This window comes from Fusibacillus kribbianus (assembly GCF_030053595.1).
In the GTDB taxonomy this organism is placed as follows: Bacteria; Bacillota; Clostridia; order Lachnospirales; family Lachnospiraceae; genus Lientehia; species Lientehia kribbiana.
The window spans coordinates 1-15,696 of sequence record NZ_JASGBQ010000001.1 but is presented as its reverse complement, the minus strand read 5'-3'; the positions used below and the strand labels follow the sequence as shown (position 1 = coordinate 15,696).

The window sequence follows — 15,696 nt, the reverse complement described above, 5'->3', positions numbered from 1 at the left end:
GCCGGTTTTATATAATTCGATTCTTTAATTGAAGCCGTAGATCTTCTGGGTGATATTGTAAGCAATCACAGAAATTTTTCGGCCAGGCTTTCCGGGCAGATTCATGAAAATGCCCAGCAGGGTCCGGTAACGAAGCTTTCGGTAAAGGGAACTGTTGGATTCTTTCAGATACTCCCAAAGCTCCTTTTTCCAGCGGAGATGTTCCTCCGTGCCTGATTTGATGGACATAATAGAGGAGACCGTTGTGATGATATTCAAATAAGAGCACATATTTTTGCAGAGGGTGGAGCTGTCAAAGTGAAGACCGGAATTCAACAGGATATCGATCATACGGTAATTGACACGATACTGCTGATCAAGCCGGGATATCATGACGGATTCGTTGACGGACTGATCCTCTCTGCCGATGAAATATCGATAAAAATCCACATCTATGTAGTAGATGCTCTTTGCCCAGGGCATGGGCTGGAAAACAAACAGGCTGTCCACATAAAATGTCTTCTTGGGAAGATCCAGATGAGAAGCTCGAAGAACTTCTGTCCGATAGATCACCGAGTGCATCAGAATATAGGTGGTGGGTGGCAGAGGCTTTACCTCATCCCAGGTAAAATAGGTATCCGTGGGGAAGTATTTGCGGTACTGCATGATCTTCTTGTGGGCGACGCCCTGCTTTTCATATACATAATTGGAAAGCACAAGGTCCGGCAGCCGGTTTTCGCTGACTGCTTTCCTGAGAAAGGTCATGATTTTTTCGTAAGCGGAAGCATCCACCCAGTCGTCGCTGTCCACGACCTTGAAAAACAGTCCGGTGGCATGCTTAAGACCGGTATTCACAGCGCCGCCGTGTCCGGCGTTTTCCTGATGGATGGCCCGGACAATACCGGGATGGGAAGCCTCCAGACGGTCGGCAATGGCAGCCGTATTATCTTTGGAGCCGTCGTCGACAATGAGAATTTCCACGTCGTCTCCGCCGGGAAGAAGAGACTCCACACAGTGTTCCATGTAATCCTGCGAATTGTAGCAGGGTACGGCAATGGATAATAATTTCATAAAGCAGCTCCTTATAATAATTTGAATGCCAATCTATGGCAGCATCGGTGAACAGGTGACCATGCTGCCCTCTGCTCACCGACGCTAAATCTAAGTATACTCTTTTTTCATAAAAGTTGCAACTTTTCTTAATCGAGTTATAATAATAATAATAAGATGCCCGCGGCAGCTCCGGTTTTGGAGGTTAAGCCCGGGCTTCCCGTTCGATTAAAAGAACAGGAGACAAAAGAATAAGAAACAGGGGGAAACTTGATCATGTCCAATAAAACAAAGGGAATTTTGTGTATCATGACGTCCGCTTTTTCCTGGGCGGCCATGGGAATTTTCGTGAGACTGGCCGGTGATGTGCCGTCCTTTCAGAAAAGTGTATTCCGAAACCTGGTGGCAATGCTGGCAGCCGGGATCTATCTGCTGGCATCCCACACGAAGGTGAAGCTCAAAAAGGGGGATATGCCCTGGCTTTTGTTCCGGGCCACGGCGGGGACCATCGGTCTTCTGGCCAATTTTTACTGCCTGGACCGGATGATGGTGGCCGATGCAACGATTTTAAATAAGCTGGCTCCGTTCTTTACGGTACTGGTCTCTGTCCTTCTTCTGAAGGAAAAGATCCGCCTGCCCCAGGCCGCCTGTATCATAGTGGCTTTTCTGGGAGCCCTTCTGGTGGTGAAGCCCGGCATGTCCGGAATGCCGGTGGGACCGGCTCTCATCGGTGTACTGGGCGGCGCAGGAGCGGGAACGGCCTACTGCATTGTAAGACTTCTCCAGAAGAGGGGAGTTCCGGGACCGTTCATCGTATTCTTTTTCTCGGCCTTTTCCTGCGTGGTGGTCCTTCCCTATGTGATCCCCAACTATTATCCCATGGAATGGTGGCAGCTTGCCTGCCTTCTGGTGGCCGGCGCCTTTGCGGCAGCGGGGCAGTTTGCCATCACGGCTGCTTACCGGTTCGCACCGGCCAGGGAGATCTCTGTATACGATTATTCCCAGGTGGTGTTCTCCGCTATTCTCGGCTTTCTCTTCCTCCATCAGACGCCGGATCTTATGAGCATTCTCGGTTACGGCGTGATCATAGCAGCATCTGTAGCCATGTTTCTGTACAACAGAAAGCATACGGCTGCCTAGAGGCTGTGCCGGCAGCCGGGGGTGGTAAAAAGACGCCGGAAAAGAACAGATATCACAATGGAAAAGAGCAGGAAAACAGGTGGACATAAAAGCGTTAAAATGATATAATTTTTAATAGGTATGGTTAGATATTACAAGGAGGAAATGCAATGAATACGTTGGAACTCAAAAAAATGGCCAACGAGGTCCGCAAGGGCATCGTTTCAGCCGTGCACAGCGCAAAAGCTGGCCATCCCGGCGGATCCCTTTCCGCAGCAGATATTTTTACTTATCTGTATTTTGAAGAAATGAATGTTGACCCGAAGAATCCGGATGCACCGGACAGAGACCGTTTCGTACTGTCCAAGGGCCATACAGCTCCCGGATACTACGCAGCACTGGCTCACAAGGGATTTTTCCCGGTGGAGGATCTTCTGACCCTTCGTCATCTGGGCTCCTATTTACAGGGGCATCCCTGCATGCAGCATATTCCCGGTGTGGATATGTCCAGCGGTTCTCTGGGACAGGGCATTTCTGCAGCAGTAGGTATGGCGATCGCAGGAAAGCTTGACAATGCCGATTATCGTGTATATACGCTTCTTGGCGACGGCGAGATCCAGGAGGGGCAGGTCTGGGAGGCTTCCATGCTGGCAGCTCACAGAAAGCTGGACAACCTGGTAGTGATCGTGGACAACAACGGTCTTCAGATCGACGGAAATATTGCTGACGTAAACTCCCCTTATCCCATTGATAAGAAGTTCGAGGCCTTCAATTTCCATGTGATCAACATCGACGGTCATGACTTTGATCAGATCAGAGCCGCCTTTGAAGAGGCAAAGACTGTTAAGGGTCAGCCCACCGCTATCATTGCAAAAACTGTTAAGGGCAAGGGCGTATCCTTCATGGAGAATCAGGCAGCATGGCACGGTACTGCACCCAACGACGAGCAGTATGCAGTCGCAATGGCAGATTTGGAGAAAGTAGGTGAAGCATTATGTCAGAAGTAAAGAAGATCGCTACAAGAGAGAGCTATGGAAATGCGCTGGCAGAATGCGGTGCAAAATATGAAAACCTGGTAGTTCTGGATGCCGATCTGGCAGGCGCTACCAAGACCGGTACCTTCAAGAAGGTATTTCCTGAGCGTCATATCGACTGCGGTATCGCAGAAGGCAATATGATGACTGTGGCAGCAGGCCTTGCTACTGCAGGAAAGATCCCCTTTGCCAGCTCCTTTGCCATGTTTGCAGCAGGCAGAGCCTTCGAGCAGGTGAGAAACTCCATCGGTTATCCCCATCTGAATGTGAAGATCGGCGCGACTCATGCCGGTATTTCTGTAGGTGAGGACGGTGCGACCCATCAGTGCAATGAGGATATCGCTCTTATGAGAACTATCCCCGGCATGGTAGTCATCAGCCCTGCAGACGATGTGGAGGCAAAGGCTGCTGTTCGCGCTGCCATTGAGCATGTAGGCCCTGTTTACCTGAGATTCGGACGTCTGGCAGTTCCGGTGATCCATGATGAGGCTACTTATAAATTCGAAATTGGCAAGGGTATTGTTGAGAGAGAAGGCAAGGACGTGACCATCGTCACCACCGGCCTTTGCGTAAGCGAGTCTCTGGCAGCAGCTGAGAAGCTGGCAGCTGAGGGCATCGATGCCAAAGTCATCAACATCCACACCATCAAGCCCATCGATGAGGAGCTTGTTGTAGCAGCAGCAAAGGAAACCGGCAAGGTCGTGACTGTGGAGGAACATTCCATCATCGGCGGTCTGGGCGGCGCAGTATGTGAGGTGCTTTCCGAGAAGGCTCCTACTCCCGTTTTGAGAATCGGTATCAACGATACCTTCGGCGAATCCGGTCCGGCCAAGGCCCTGATCGCAAAATACGGTCTTGACGGTGACAGCATCGCAGAAAAGGTAAAGGCTTTTGTAAAATAACGGCGAACCGTGTATTTTTTAAGATACTTGTTTGACATTCCTGTCACAGGAATTGTATAATGGGAAAGATGATTTGTTTAAAATTATTAATATTTCATCTATATATTTAGAGGAGGAAATTACCTATGGGAAGAAAAATGAAAACCATGGATGGTAACCATGCAGCGGCATATGCTTCTTATGCTTATACTGACGTGGCTGCCATCTACCCCATTACCCCTTCATCCCCCATGGCAGAAGCCACGGATGAGTGGGCAACTCAGGGCAAGCTGAACATCTTCGGCCAGACTGTAAAGATGGCTGAGATGCAGTCTGAGGCTGGTGCAGCAGGTGCTGTTCACGGCTCTCTGGCAGCAGGTGCTCTGACTACTACTTACACCGCATCTCAGGGCTTACTGCTGATGATCCCCAACCTGTACAAGGTTGCTGGTGAGCTGCTTCCCGGCGTATTCAACGTTTCCGCACGTGCGCTGGCCAGCCATGCTCTGTCCATCTTCGGTGACCATTCCGATATCTACGCTTGCCGTCAGACCGGTGTGGCTATGCTCTGCGAAGGCAGCGTACAGGAAGTTATGGACCTGACCCCCGTTGCTCACTGCGCAGCAATCAAGGGCCGCGTTCCTTTCATCAACTTCTTCGACGGCTTCCGTACTTCTCATGAGTATCAGAAGATCGAAGTTTGGGATGATGAGGATCTGAAGGATATGGTAGATATGGATGCCATCGACGCATTCAGACGTCACGCTCTGAACCCTGAGCATCCCTGCCAGAGAGGTTCCGCACAGAACCCCGATATCTTCTTCCAGGCAAGAGAGGCCTGCAACTCCTACTACAATGCACTTCCTGCAATCGTAGAAGAGAAGATGGCTCTTGTTAATGAGAAGCTTGGTACAAACTATCAGTTATTCAATTACTATGGTGCTCCCGATGCTGAGCAGGTTATCATCGCTATGGGTTCCGTATGTGAGACCATCGAGGAGACTATTGACTACCTGAACGCTCAGGGCCAGAAGGTTGGTCTCGTGATCGTACGTCTTTACAGACCTTTCTGCGCTGAGAAGCTGGTAGCTGCTATTCCTGAAACCGTTAAGAAGATCTCCGTACTTGACAGAACAAAAGAGCCCGGTGCTCAGGGTGAGCCTCTGTATCTGGATGTAGTTGCAGCTCTTCGTGACACCAAGTTCCACAATGTTCCTATCTACAGCGGACGTTACGGCCTTGGTTCCAAGGATACCACTCCTGCTCAGATCGTTGCTGTTTACAACAACACTGAGAAGAAGGTATTCACCATCGGTATCGTTGATGATGTGACCAACCTGTCCCTGCCTGTAGGCGAGGAGATCGCAGTTGCTCCCGAGGGAACCATCAGCTGCAAGTTCTGGGGCCTTGGTGCAGACGGTACTGTAGGTGCCAACAAGAACTCCATTAAGATCATCGGTGACAACACTGATATGTATGCACAGGCATACTTTGATTATGACTCCAAGAAGTCCGGCGGCGTTACCATTTCCCATCTGAGATTTGGTAAGGATCCCATCAAGTCCACCTACCTGATCAGCAAGGCTGATTTCGTAGCATGCCACAATCCTGCATACCTGAGAAAGTACAACATGGTACAGGATCTGAAGGACGGCGGAACCTTCCTGCTCAACTGCCCTTGGGATATGGCCGACCTTGAGAAGCATATGCCCGGACAGGCTAAGAAGTATATCGCTGATCACAACATCAAGATGTATGTCATCGACGGTGTGAAGATCGGTATCGAGACCGGTATGGGTGCAACCCGTATCAACACCATCCTTCAGTCCGCATTCTTCAAGCTGGCTGCCATCATTCCCGAGGCTGAGGCCATCGATCTGATGAAGGCTGCTGCAAAGGCTACATACGGACGCAAGGGCGACGATGTCGTTATGAAGAACTGGGCAGCCATCGAAGAAGGCGCTAAGCAGGTTCATCAGGTTGAAGTACCTGAGAGCTGGAAGAACGCTGAGTACGAGGATCTGTCTGCAGAGGTTCCCGCAGGCGACAGAGAAGACGTTGTTAAATTCGTTAAGAACATTCAGCAGAGCGTTTCCGCACAGGAAGGCAACAAGCTGCCTGTATCCGCTTTCGTTGACTATGTAGACGGTTCCACTCCTTCCGGTGCTGCTGCATTCGAGAAGAGAGGCGTTGCCGTAACCGTTCCTGTATGGAACCCTGAGAATTGTATCCAGTGTAACTTCTGCTCTTATGTATGTCCTCATGCAGCGATCCGTCCTGTTGCCATGACAGAGGAAGAGGCTGCTGCAGCACCTGCAGAGATGAAGAAGAACAACATGACCGGTATGCCCGGAATGCTCTTCTCCATGACCGTAGACGTTCTGGACTGCTTAGGCTGCGGTTCCTGTGCTACTGTTTGTCCCGGAAAGAAGGGCGCAAAGGCTCTTACCATGGAGCCTCTGGAAGCAAATCTGGATCAGCAGAAGGGCTTCGAGTATGGCCTGAAGCTGCCTAAGAAGCCTGAAGTTCTTGCCAAGTTCAAAGAGAACACCGTAAAGGGCAGCCAGTTCAAGCAGCCCCTGCTCGAGTTCTCCGGCGCTTGCGCAGGCTGCGGCGAGACTCCTTACGCTAAGCTGATCACTCAGCTGTTTGGTGACAGAATGTACATTGCAAATGCTACAGGCTGCTCCTCCATCTGGGGCAACTCTTCACCGAGCACTCCTTACACCGTAACTCCTGAGGGCAAGGGTCCGGCTTGGTCCAACTCCCTGTTCGAGGATGCTGCTGAGTTTGGTTATGGTATGAGCCTGGCTCAGAACGCCATGAGAGAGACTCTGAAGGCTAAGGTTGAGGATGTTGTAGCTAACGGCAAGAATGAAGCTGTTGTTGCAGCCGGTAAGGAATGGCTGGATACCTTCAGTGTAGGCGCACTGAACGGTGCAGCAACCGACAAGCTGGTAGCTGCTCTGGAAGCCTGCGGATGCGAGAAGGCTCAGGATATTCTGAAGGATAAGGACTTCCTGGCTAAGAAGTCTCAGTGGATCTTCGGCGGCGACGGCTGGGCATACGACATCGGCTTCGGCGGTGTTGACCATGTACTGGCCAGCGGCAGAGACATCAACATCATGGTATTCGATACCGAGGTTTACTCCAACACCGGCGGACAGTCCTCCAAGGCTACACCTACCGGCGCTATCGCCAAGTTCGCAGCAGGCGGCAAGGATGTTAAGAAGAAAGACCTTGCAGCAATCGCTATGAGCTACGGCTATGTATACGTTGCACAGATCGCTATGGGCGCTGATATGAATCAGTGTGTAAAGGCTCTGGCAGAAGCTGAAGCTTATCCCGGACCTTCCCTGGTAATCGCATACGCTCCTTGTATCAACCATGGTATCAAGGCTGGTATGGCAAAGGCTCAGCTTGAGGAGAAGGCTGCTGTTGAGGCAGGTTACTGGTTCAACTTCCGCTACAATCCTGAACTGGCTGCAGAAGGCAAGGCTGCATTCAGCCTGGACAGCAAGGCTCCTACCGGAGACTACAAGGCATTCCTGAACGGCGAAGTACGTTACAACTCCTTAGTACGTGCTAACCCTGAAAGAGCTGCCGAGCTGTTCGACGCTGCTGAGGCACAGTCCAAGGCTAAGTATGCTCACCTGCAGAAGCTGGTTAAGCTGTACGGCGTAGAAGACTGATCGCGAAAGCTTTGAGTAAAGTGAACGCATAAATAAATAGGAAACCCTGGTCGACGGCAAGTTTACTTGCCAAAGACCGGGGTTTTCTATTTATATGCGGGCATTCTACGAATGCCCGCGTGCGGACCGGCTTTGCCGGGCCGCTTATGCGTGAGCGAACATCGTGAGCAAACATGGAGCGCTTAGCGAGCGCGAGCGGCAGCGAAGCGTGAGGCTACCCTGAGCTGTACGGCGACAGAACAGAAGAAAATCTCGTTTGGTACATTCCATAGTCAAAAATACTCATATAAAGCAAAACTTCAAAAACTCATTTCCTGATTATAAAAATCCCCAATAGAAACTCTGAATCCCAAAAAAAGAAGTAAAACTTCGAAACTATCTTGACGTGAAGATAATCTTCATTTATAATTCAATCAAACAGAAGCAAATCAAGAGAAAAGTAGCAAAACTTCAAAATTCAACCGGCTTAAAAGAAGTAAAACTTCAGAAAGGAGGGCTTATGGCAATCGAGAATATCAGACAGTTTTACGATGAAATGTCGAAGGCTGAGAAGCGGGTTGCCGATTTCATGATAGAACATCCGGAGGAGACTCTGGATCTCAGCATCGCAGAGCTGGCGAAAAAAAGTGAGACCAGTGATGCAACGGTGATCCGGATGTGCCGCCATATTGGATACTCCGGCTTTGCCCAGATGAAGCTGGGACTGGCCGGCAGTCTGGCAGCCGAGCTGAAACGACCGGTGTCAGGATATCTGATCGGGATCGATGTGGGCGGTACCAATACCAAGCTTATGATCATGAACGAGCAGCAGGAGGTGATCGCCAAAAGGCAGATTGCTACCCGAGGAGAAGAGGGCTATGAAACAGCCGGCGATGCCATGATCCAGGCCATTGATTTTATGTTCACAGAAGCCGGCATTGAGGAGCCGAATGTTCTGGCGGTGGCGATGGGGCTTCCCGGAACGGTGGATAAAGAAAAAAATCAAACCGTCTGGCTTTCAAAGCTCCATTGGGATGGATTCAACCCGGCGGAAAAGATCGGAGCATATTATAACGCACCTTCCTTTATTGATAATGACGCAAATATCAATGCCCTTGGCGAATATGCCTTTGGCAGCAACGGAAAAAATGATAACATGGTGCTTATTACCCTTGGAACGGGAGTGGGATGCGGTGTTATTATCAACGGAAAAATTTACGGAGGAGCTTCCAATATGGCGGCAGAACTGGGGCATATGATCGTGGATGCCTACGATGGGGATATCTGCCTCTGCGGTAGAAGGGGCCATCTGGAAGCCTACTGTTCCGGAAGCGCTCTGAAGCGGGATGCCGTTTTTATGATGGGAACTTGTCCGGACACCGTTCTGCATGAATATATGAAGGAGGCCGGCGGAGTCTTTGAAAACCAGATGGTTACCCGGGGCGCGATGGCAGGCGATCAGGTATGCCTCAGGCTGTTGGATCGGTATATCCATTATCTTGCGGTGGGGGTTACCAATGTGATGATGATGTATAATCCGTCCATCATTGTCATTGGAGGCGGGCTTTCCAATGCAGGAGAGCTGCTTTTAAAGCCTCTCAATGAGAAAACAAAAGAGATGGTTGCCCAGGAACGCTCCTGGTGCCCGGTGGTGCAGGCAACGCTGGGCTCAGAGGCCGGCATGTACGGAGCCTGTACCCTGGCGGGGCAGTCCATCGGTTTATAGACAAGGAGGAACAGAATGCTCGAACTGAAAAACAGCGGACTTCCGCTTTATCTCGATGAGGAAAACCATGTGATGGCTCTCAGCGCCCTTCTTACCTACGGAGGCTTTGGAAGAAAGCCTGCGGCGAAGATGCAGGGGCTTCTGGCTGATGAGACCAATCTTCCCATGGAGGAAAATGTTTACGACGTATACAGAAAAATTGCGTTTCCGGAGGATGAAGAGCTCCTTAAGAAGAATGATTTCTGCTACGATATCACCATTATCATGCCCGGACAGATCAACGGGGAATGCAAAAAGACCTCCGGTCATTACCACGGCTGGAATCCGGAGCACACCAATACATACGGTGAGGTATATGAGGTGATCAAGGGAACAGCGCTTTACATCCTGCAGCGCTCCGACAACTTTGATGCGGAAGATCCGGAGGATGTGAAGGTGGATGACCTGATCCTGACTACGGTGCATGAAGGGGAGACCATCATCGTGCCCCCCAATTACGGACACTGCTCGGTCAATATCGGGGAGGGACCGCTGGTCTTTTCCAACCTGGCCTATGTGCCCTGCACGGTTAATTACGGACCGGTGAAGCATTACCACGGTATGAGCTGCTACGTGTTTAAGGAAAACGGAGAGATCCGGGTAAAGCTCAACGACCGCTATCATCAGGTACCGAAGCTGAAATTTGCCACGGTAAAGGAAAATCCGGCACTGGGAATCAAATTCGGTCTGCCGGTCTATAAGAGCTACAAGGAAAATCCGGAGGCATTTCGTTTCCTGGGATATCCTGACAACTATGTGGATGAGATCATGTCCATGCTCATTTATCACGATGAGCTGGTGACGAAATAAAGGAAGGGAGAAAAATTATGAAAAAAAAGCTGCAGGTGGCGTTGGATCTGTTTAAAACAGAGGATGCACTGGAGATTCTTGAAGAGGTTGCAGATTACGTGGATATTATCGAACTGGGAACTCCCCTTATTATTTCCGAGGGTGCGAGAGTTGTAAAGACGGTGAAGGATAAGTATCCGGATAAGATCGTTTTTGCCGATATTAAGGTCATGGACGGCGGAAATGTGGTTCCGAAGTCGGTGCTGGAGGCGGGAGCGGATATGATCTCTGTGCTGGCGGCCTCCGATGACAGTACCATTAAAGGGGCAATCCGCATTGCAAAGGAATACGGCGCAAAAGTGCTGGTGGATATGTGTTCGGTAAAAGACATTGCGGCAAGAGGAAAAGAGATCGAAGCCATGGAACCGGACTACATCTGTGTTCATGTGGGATATGATATTCAGGAGACAGGTGCGGATCCCATTGAGGAGCTTCGCAAGCTGGAAGGCGTAAGCTGTGCCAAGGCCATTGCCGGAGGAATCAAGCTTGACACCTTTGCGGAGGCGGTCGCAAGCCCGGCGGAGGTCATCATCAGCGGCGGCGGAATCTGCAATCAGAAAAACAGAAGGGAAACCGCTGCAAAGATGAGAGAAATCATGGACAGCTATTTACAGAAATAGGGGGCAGAGCATATGAATGTGACAGAGACGGCAGCGGCAGCAGCAGTGCAGCTTTCTGAGACACTGAAAAAGATCGACGAGGCACAGGTGGAAGCGTTTATGGACGCCATCTGCAGCGCAAAAAAAGTGTTTGTTTATGGGGCGGGACGTTCCATGCTGATGCTCCGGTGTATTGCCATGAGGCTGATGCACCTGGGATTCCAGAGCTATGTGGTAGGGGACACGACCACGCCGGCCTTTGAGGAGGGAGATCTTCTGATCCTCGGCTCCGGCTCCGGGGAGACCGGAAGCCTGGTGAACATCGCTGCCAAGGCGAAAAAGCTGGGCGGTAAAATTGCAGTCATGACCATCAACAGGGAATCGACCCTGGGGAAAATGAGCGATGTGATGGTGGAGATTCCCGCCTATACCGACAAGGTGGATATGACGGACAGAGAGATGCCGATCCTTCCGGGAGGAAGTATGTTTGAGCAGTGTATGCTGGTGCTGGGAGACGCCATGGTACTGCCTCTCGGGAAAAAAGCCGGGATCCCCACGGACCACTATTTCTCCAGACACGCGAATCTGGAGTGAGAAAAGCAGAATTGTAAGGAGGAGATTTTATGCTGCGGCTTGCAACCATTGGAAGCGGAAGTATTGTAGATTTGTTTCTTGATGCAGTATCCAGAACGGAGGGAATCGATCTTTCGGCGGTTTTCTCCAGGACAGAGAAACGGGCAGCCGAATTTGCCAAAAAGCATGGGGCTTTAAAATGGTATGTGGATCTGGACGCAATGCTGTCTGACCCGGAGATCGACTGTATTTATGTGGCTTCCCCCAACAGCCTTCATTACAGCTATGCAAAAAGGGCTCTTCTTGCGGGTAAGCATGTGATCTGTGAGAAACCCTTTGTTGGGAACAGAGAGGAAGCGGCGGAATTGTTTGCTCTGGCGGAGGAGCGGGGGCTGTATCTGATGGAGGCGATTACCGTTCTCCATATGCCGAATTTCCATGTCGTCAGGGGCTGGCTTGAAGAAATCGGTCCGATCCGTCTGGCGAATTTCAACTACAGCCAGTATTCCAGCCGTTACGACGCTTATCTGGAAGGCCGGATCACCAATGTGTTCAATCCGGAATACGCCGGCGGAGCTCTCATGGATATCAATGTGTATAATCTTCATGGAGCAGTGGGGCTGTTCGGCGCACCGAAGGAGGCAGAATATTTTGCCAACCGGGGCTTCAACGGCATTGACTGCTCCGGGACAGCAGTGCTTTCCTATGACGGTTTTGTGTGCAGCTGCATGGGGGCCAAGGACTGTGACGGTGTCAATACAGGACTCATCGAAGGGGAAAAGGGCTATATTCTTGTGAAGGAGGCCGGAAATACCTGGGGAAATGCAGAGCTTCACCTGCGTGGCGGCGAAACAAAAACTGCCTCATACGATCTTGCCACCAACCGGATGACCTTTGAAATCGCCGATTTTGTGAAGGCCGTCGAAGCGAGTGACCGGGAACGGTTCCTCGGCTGGCAGAAGGAAAGTCTGATGGTCATGGAGCTTTTGGACAGACTCAGAAGCTGAAAAACAGGAGACTGCAGAAGATAACAAAAAGGGCTGTTTTCGGACAGCCCTTTTGTTTTTCGGAGATTATTCTTCTGCTATGACTGTGATGGTCGTATAGACTGCTTCTGTGGTGGAGAGCAGAGTTCCATTTCCGTCATAATAGGCGTGGGAAGCTAAGGTATTGTCGGCGTTATAGGTCCGCTCTTTTCGGAAACGCTGCCGTAACCGCCGACGATCCGGCCCACTGTAAATCGAGAGACTCCGGCCAGGGCCGCTACGTCCTCTATGGTAACTGTATCTCTGCTTTTTTTCATTATGGCGTCACATCCTGTCGTATCCTATGTGAAACAGATAATGCTGAGAACGTTCTCCAAAATATAATGGATTGAGATACCGGATTTTCTGAGAGAGTATGAGTCACAGATAAAGAAAGTTCTTGCATCTCCGGAAAATTTATGTATAATAGGAATAGCGTGATTTAATGAGGTAAAGTGATACAATATTAACACATCATCAAAGGACAGAATGGACAAATAATACGAGGTGACGAGGATGAAAAAGCAGATCGCAGTGATCGGAAGCAGTGGGGGAAACCTGTATAATCAGGGCGGCAGCAATGTGGATGCACTTATGAAAGAGATTTTTACCCAGGCAGAGTCAGCCGGGATGGAGATCGCCTTCATACAGTTTATCGGAGCGTCAGGCTCCATGGATAACATATCAAAAGAAGCGCCGGCGGCTCTTTATACTCTTCAGAACGGAAGAGTGGCACCGGCCTTTGAGGGCCCTCTTACTGAGGTCAACGGAGCAGCTGCAAAGACGGATGCGGAGCTGGCAAAGGCCATACAGGATGGGAAGGTGGACGGCATTATGCTGATGAGTGCCGATCCGAAGGGGGTAAACCGTCAGGCTCTTACGGCAGCGGCAGAAAAGAAGCTTCCCATCGCAGGCACCGGCGGCTCCTCCATTGCAGACGCCAGAGATCTGGGCTGCAATGTGATCTCGGCTTCCGGAACGACAGGAACTACCAATCGGACAAGAGCGGTAGGGTTTACCATGGCTCTCGCAAAAGCGTGGAATATGAAATACATGCCGGTGATCGGCAATACCGGTGCTGCAGCTGCTGAGAAGGCACAGGGAAGCGTATGGAAACGGATCAATTTCCGGGGGATCATGATGACCTCCATGCCTGCCTTCATTGCCATGGCGATCTGCCTGGCTTTAAGCAAGATCCCCGGCCTGGCAGTGCTGGAGGATGTATTCAATACCCTGATCGGGGCACTTCCTGTAGTGGTGGCAGCCATTGCTTCCATGAAGGTGTCCGGCTTCAGCGAGGTTGGTGTCGTGGCTGGTGTCATGACCGGAGTTCTTTCCAAGGACGGCGGAATTCTGGGAGGTCTTGTGACAGGTCTCATCGCCGGTATTCTTGTATACTATATTATTACCTTCTGTTTTAAGCATAAGGTTCCCGGTACCACGGCGAATATTGCCGCCGGAGGACTTGCCGGTCTGATCGCCGGTCTGTTTGGACTCTATGTGATCTCTCCGGTTGCCCTCTGGATCGGTGACGGCATCCGTTATCTGATTGATTCCGCCATTGCCATAAGTCCCATTGCAGCAGGGGCGCTGGCAGGCCTTCTCATCTGGCCGGCTATCATCGGAGGTGTGTACCATGCAGCGATCCTTCCTATTGTACTTTTGGAGATCGAGGTGTCAGGCAGCAGCTTCCTGGGAGCGATCGATATGACAGGCCTTGTTATGGTATCGGCAGGCATTACCCTGGCAAATGTGGTATGTCCCAGACAGAAGGGGGATGCAGTGGTGGCTCTTCCCGGCTTTGCCATCAATGTAGGCTTCGGTACATTTGTGGAGGCAGCCTATCCGTTCATGTTTGCCCACAAGATGGTATTTGCGGGAGCACTGATCGCATCTACTGTATCCGGCGCCTTTGTGGGAATCTTTGATGTGAGAGGCACGGCCTATCTTCCCGCCTATGCTGCTCCCTTTGCAGCCAATGCGGGCAAGGGCTTTTACTTCTTCCTCTGCATGCTCATTGCCTTTGGAATCGCCTTTGTGATCACCGTCATGGCGAACCTGGCAGGACGGAAGAAAGCGGCACAGGCATAAGTTCTTTTGTAAAAAAGCTGGTGCGAAACAGAGAATTTCTGTTCCACACCAGCTTTTTTGATGAACAGGTTTTTTAATGATTTTTAAATTCGGAGACCGCCGTTCTGAGAACGGGGCCGAGGATCAGGGAAATGATGATCTTGGCTGCATCTCCCGGCAGGTAAGGAATCACGCCGGCCCAAAGACCTGCCACGAAACCGAGCTTCAGCTGGTAACAGAGCCAGAGGGTGCCGAACAGGTAGCATACTGCAGTTCCCAGCACCATACCAATGAAATGCAGATAATATTTTTTCGGAAATCTATCAATGAAAAATCCGGCAATCAGAGCTATAAAAATGAACCCGATCAGATAACCGCCTGTGGGGCCTGCCAGCTTGGCAGGGCCTCCGGTGAAGCCGGAGAATACCGGTGCGCCCACAAGTCCGATCAGCAGATATACAAGATAGCTGATAGTTCCGGGTTTCATGCCCAGCACATACACGGTGATGTATATAGCCAGGTTGGTAAAGGAAATGGGAACCGGACTGATGGGAAGCGGGACGGAAAGGGGGCCGAGTATGCAGGTGATGGCAGTCATCACACCGATGAGAGTCATGGTGACAACAGAGATTTCTGAGTGTTTTTGAACCGCATTCTTTTCCATAATGATGAACTCCTTCTTGAATGTAAACTTATATTTAAGAACAGTTGACATTATATACGGGATACGATGAAATGTCAACTGGACAAATGAAAAGGTTCACATACAAGAGTCGGAATCGATTGCAATTCGGTCACGGTCGTGCTATACTTTTCTTATAGAATTCCTCTGCGGAAACGGAGGAACATGAGTACAAGAAAAACACTTCAGGAGCTTACGCTTAAGGATGACTTTATGTTTGGCACAGTGATGGCGGAGGAAAAGAACTGCCGGGATTTTCTGGAGCTGGTTCTGGGATTCCCCATCGGGCGCATTGAAGTGATCCGGGAGAAAACCATGGCGTACCACCCGGAAAATCGGGGCGTGCGGCTGGATGTATATGCAAAAGATAATGAAGAAAAACGATACAACGTGGAGATG

At 50.5% G+C, this 15,696-nt stretch carries 13 protein-coding genes and 1 pseudogene; 11 read left to right on the top strand and 3 right to left on the bottom strand.

Annotation, left to right across the window (positions count from 1 at the left end; translation table 11 throughout):
• Positions 1 to 24: 24 nt before the first annotated feature.
• The gene (locus QJ036_RS00065) at positions 25 to 1,050 is read right to left on the bottom strand and encodes a glycosyltransferase family 2 protein (protein WP_283229390.1); all 1,026 of its coding nucleotides are present in this window, start codon (positions 1,048 to 1,050) and stop codon (positions 25 to 27) included.
• A gap of 255 nt (positions 1,051 to 1,305) precedes the next feature.
• Here QJ036_RS00065 and QJ036_RS00060 point away from each other — a divergent pair, with 255 nt between their 5' ends.
• The 9 genes from QJ036_RS00060 (at position 1,306) to QJ036_RS00020 (ending at position 12,527) form a co-directional block, all read left to right on the top strand.
• Entirely contained in the window at positions 1,306 to 2,169 is an 864-nt protein-coding gene (locus tag QJ036_RS00060; RefSeq protein ID WP_283229389.1) for a DMT family transporter, read from the top strand.
• A gap of 149 nt (positions 2,170 to 2,318) precedes the next feature.
• Positions 2,319 to 3,155, top strand: coding sequence for a transketolase (locus QJ036_RS00055; protein WP_283229388.1), 837 nt, complete (start codon positions 2,319 to 2,321; stop codon positions 3,153 to 3,155).
• The gene (locus QJ036_RS00050) at positions 3,143 to 4,084 is read left to right on the top strand and encodes a transketolase family protein (protein WP_283229387.1); all 942 of its coding nucleotides are present in this window, start codon (positions 3,143 to 3,145) and stop codon (positions 4,082 to 4,084) included. Before QJ036_RS00055 ends, QJ036_RS00050 begins: the two co-directional genes overlap by 13 nt.
• A 125-nt stretch (positions 4,085 to 4,209) precedes the next feature.
• On the top strand, positions 4,210 to 7,755 hold the full coding sequence (gene nifJ, locus QJ036_RS00045; protein WP_283229386.1) for a pyruvate:ferredoxin (flavodoxin) oxidoreductase: 3,546 nt from the start codon (positions 4,210 to 4,212) through the stop codon (positions 7,753 to 7,755).
• 499 nt (positions 7,756 to 8,254) lie between these two features.
• A complete protein-coding gene (locus QJ036_RS00040; protein WP_283229385.1) occupies positions 8,255 to 9,460 on the top strand; it encodes an ROK family protein in 1,206 nt (401 codons plus the stop codon).
• 15 nt (positions 9,461 to 9,475) lie between these two features.
• On the top strand, positions 9,476 to 10,309 hold the full coding sequence (locus QJ036_RS00035) for a glucose-6-phosphate isomerase family protein (protein ID WP_283229384.1): 834 nt from the start codon (positions 9,476 to 9,478) through the stop codon (positions 10,307 to 10,309).
• 17 nt (positions 10,310 to 10,326) lie between these two features.
• Positions 10,327 to 10,968 (top strand): 3-hexulose-6-phosphate synthase, encoded by a 642-nt coding sequence (hxlA, locus tag QJ036_RS00030; protein ID WP_283229383.1) that lies wholly within the window; start codon positions 10,327 to 10,329, stop codon positions 10,966 to 10,968.
• Positions 10,969 to 10,980: 12 nt separating this feature from the next.
• Positions 10,981 to 11,541 (top strand): 6-phospho-3-hexuloisomerase, encoded by a 561-nt coding sequence (gene hxlB, locus QJ036_RS00025; protein ID WP_283229382.1) that lies wholly within the window; start codon positions 10,981 to 10,983, stop codon positions 11,539 to 11,541.
• A gap of 29 nt (positions 11,542 to 11,570) precedes the next feature.
• Positions 11,571 to 12,527, top strand: a complete 957-nt coding sequence (locus QJ036_RS00020; RefSeq protein ID WP_283229381.1) for a Gfo/Idh/MocA family protein — start codon at positions 11,571 to 11,573, stop codon at positions 12,525 to 12,527.
• A gap of 155 nt (positions 12,528 to 12,682) precedes the next feature.
• On the opposite strand, the gene QJ036_RS14300 is transcribed toward QJ036_RS00020, so the two are convergent.
• Entirely contained in the window at positions 12,683 to 12,823 is a 141-nt protein-coding gene (locus QJ036_RS14300; RefSeq protein ID WP_416388532.1) for a LacI family DNA-binding transcriptional regulator, read from the bottom strand.
• A 238-nt stretch (positions 12,824 to 13,061) separates the two neighbouring features.
• Here QJ036_RS14300 and QJ036_RS00015 point away from each other — a divergent pair, with 238 nt between their 5' ends.
• Entirely contained in the window at positions 13,062 to 14,636 is a 1,575-nt protein-coding gene (locus QJ036_RS00015) for a PTS sugar transporter subunit IIC (protein ID WP_283229380.1), read from the top strand.
• Between the two features lie 73 nt (positions 14,637 to 14,709).
• Here the strand turns inward: QJ036_RS00015 and QJ036_RS00010 are convergent, their stop codons facing one another.
• Positions 14,710 to 15,279, bottom strand: coding sequence for a biotin transporter BioY (locus tag QJ036_RS00010; protein ID WP_283229379.1), 570 nt, complete (start codon positions 15,277 to 15,279; stop codon positions 14,710 to 14,712).
• 183 nt (positions 15,280 to 15,462) lie between these two features.
• Here QJ036_RS00010 and QJ036_RS00005 point away from each other — a divergent pair.
• Positions 15,463 to 15,696, top strand: a pseudogene (locus QJ036_RS00005) (Rpn family recombination-promoting nuclease/putative transposase); the annotation flags it as partial.

What these genes read in the sequence shown, in the direction of transcription:
- QJ036_RS00065 (WP_283229390.1), bottom strand. Translation starts at nt 1,050, where the DNA reads ATGAAATTATTATCCATTGCCGTACCCTGCTACAATTCGCAGGATTAC.
- QJ036_RS00060 (WP_283229389.1), top strand. Translation starts at nt 1,306, where the DNA reads ATGTCCAATAAAACAAAGGGAATTTTGTGTATCATGACGTCCGCTTTT.
- QJ036_RS00055 (WP_283229388.1), top strand. Translation starts at nt 2,319, where the DNA reads ATGAATACGTTGGAACTCAAAAAAATGGCCAACGAGGTCCGCAAGGGC.
- QJ036_RS00050 (WP_283229387.1), top strand. Translation starts at nt 3,143, where the DNA reads ATGTCAGAAGTAAAGAAGATCGCTACAAGAGAGAGCTATGGAAATGCG.
- nifJ (WP_283229386.1), top strand. Translation starts at nt 4,210, where the DNA reads ATGGGAAGAAAAATGAAAACCATGGATGGTAACCATGCAGCGGCATAT.
- QJ036_RS00040 (WP_283229385.1), top strand. Translation starts at nt 8,255, where the DNA reads ATGGCAATCGAGAATATCAGACAGTTTTACGATGAAATGTCGAAGGCT.
- QJ036_RS00035 (WP_283229384.1), top strand. Translation starts at nt 9,476, where the DNA reads ATGCTCGAACTGAAAAACAGCGGACTTCCGCTTTATCTCGATGAGGAA.
- hxlA (WP_283229383.1), top strand. Translation starts at nt 10,327, where the DNA reads ATGAAAAAAAAGCTGCAGGTGGCGTTGGATCTGTTTAAAACAGAGGAT.
- hxlB (WP_283229382.1), top strand. Translation starts at nt 10,981, where the DNA reads ATGAATGTGACAGAGACGGCAGCGGCAGCAGCAGTGCAGCTTTCTGAG.
- QJ036_RS00020 (WP_283229381.1), top strand. Translation starts at nt 11,571, where the DNA reads ATGCTGCGGCTTGCAACCATTGGAAGCGGAAGTATTGTAGATTTGTTT.
- QJ036_RS14300 (WP_416388532.1), bottom strand. Translation starts at nt 12,823, where the DNA reads ATGAAAAAAAGCAGAGATACAGTTACCATAGAGGACGTAGCGGCCCTG.
- QJ036_RS00015 (WP_283229380.1), top strand. Translation starts at nt 13,062, where the DNA reads ATGAAAAAGCAGATCGCAGTGATCGGAAGCAGTGGGGGAAACCTGTAT.
- QJ036_RS00010 (WP_283229379.1), bottom strand. Translation starts at nt 15,279, where the DNA reads ATGGAAAAGAATGCGGTTCAAAAACACTCAGAAATCTCTGTTGTCACC.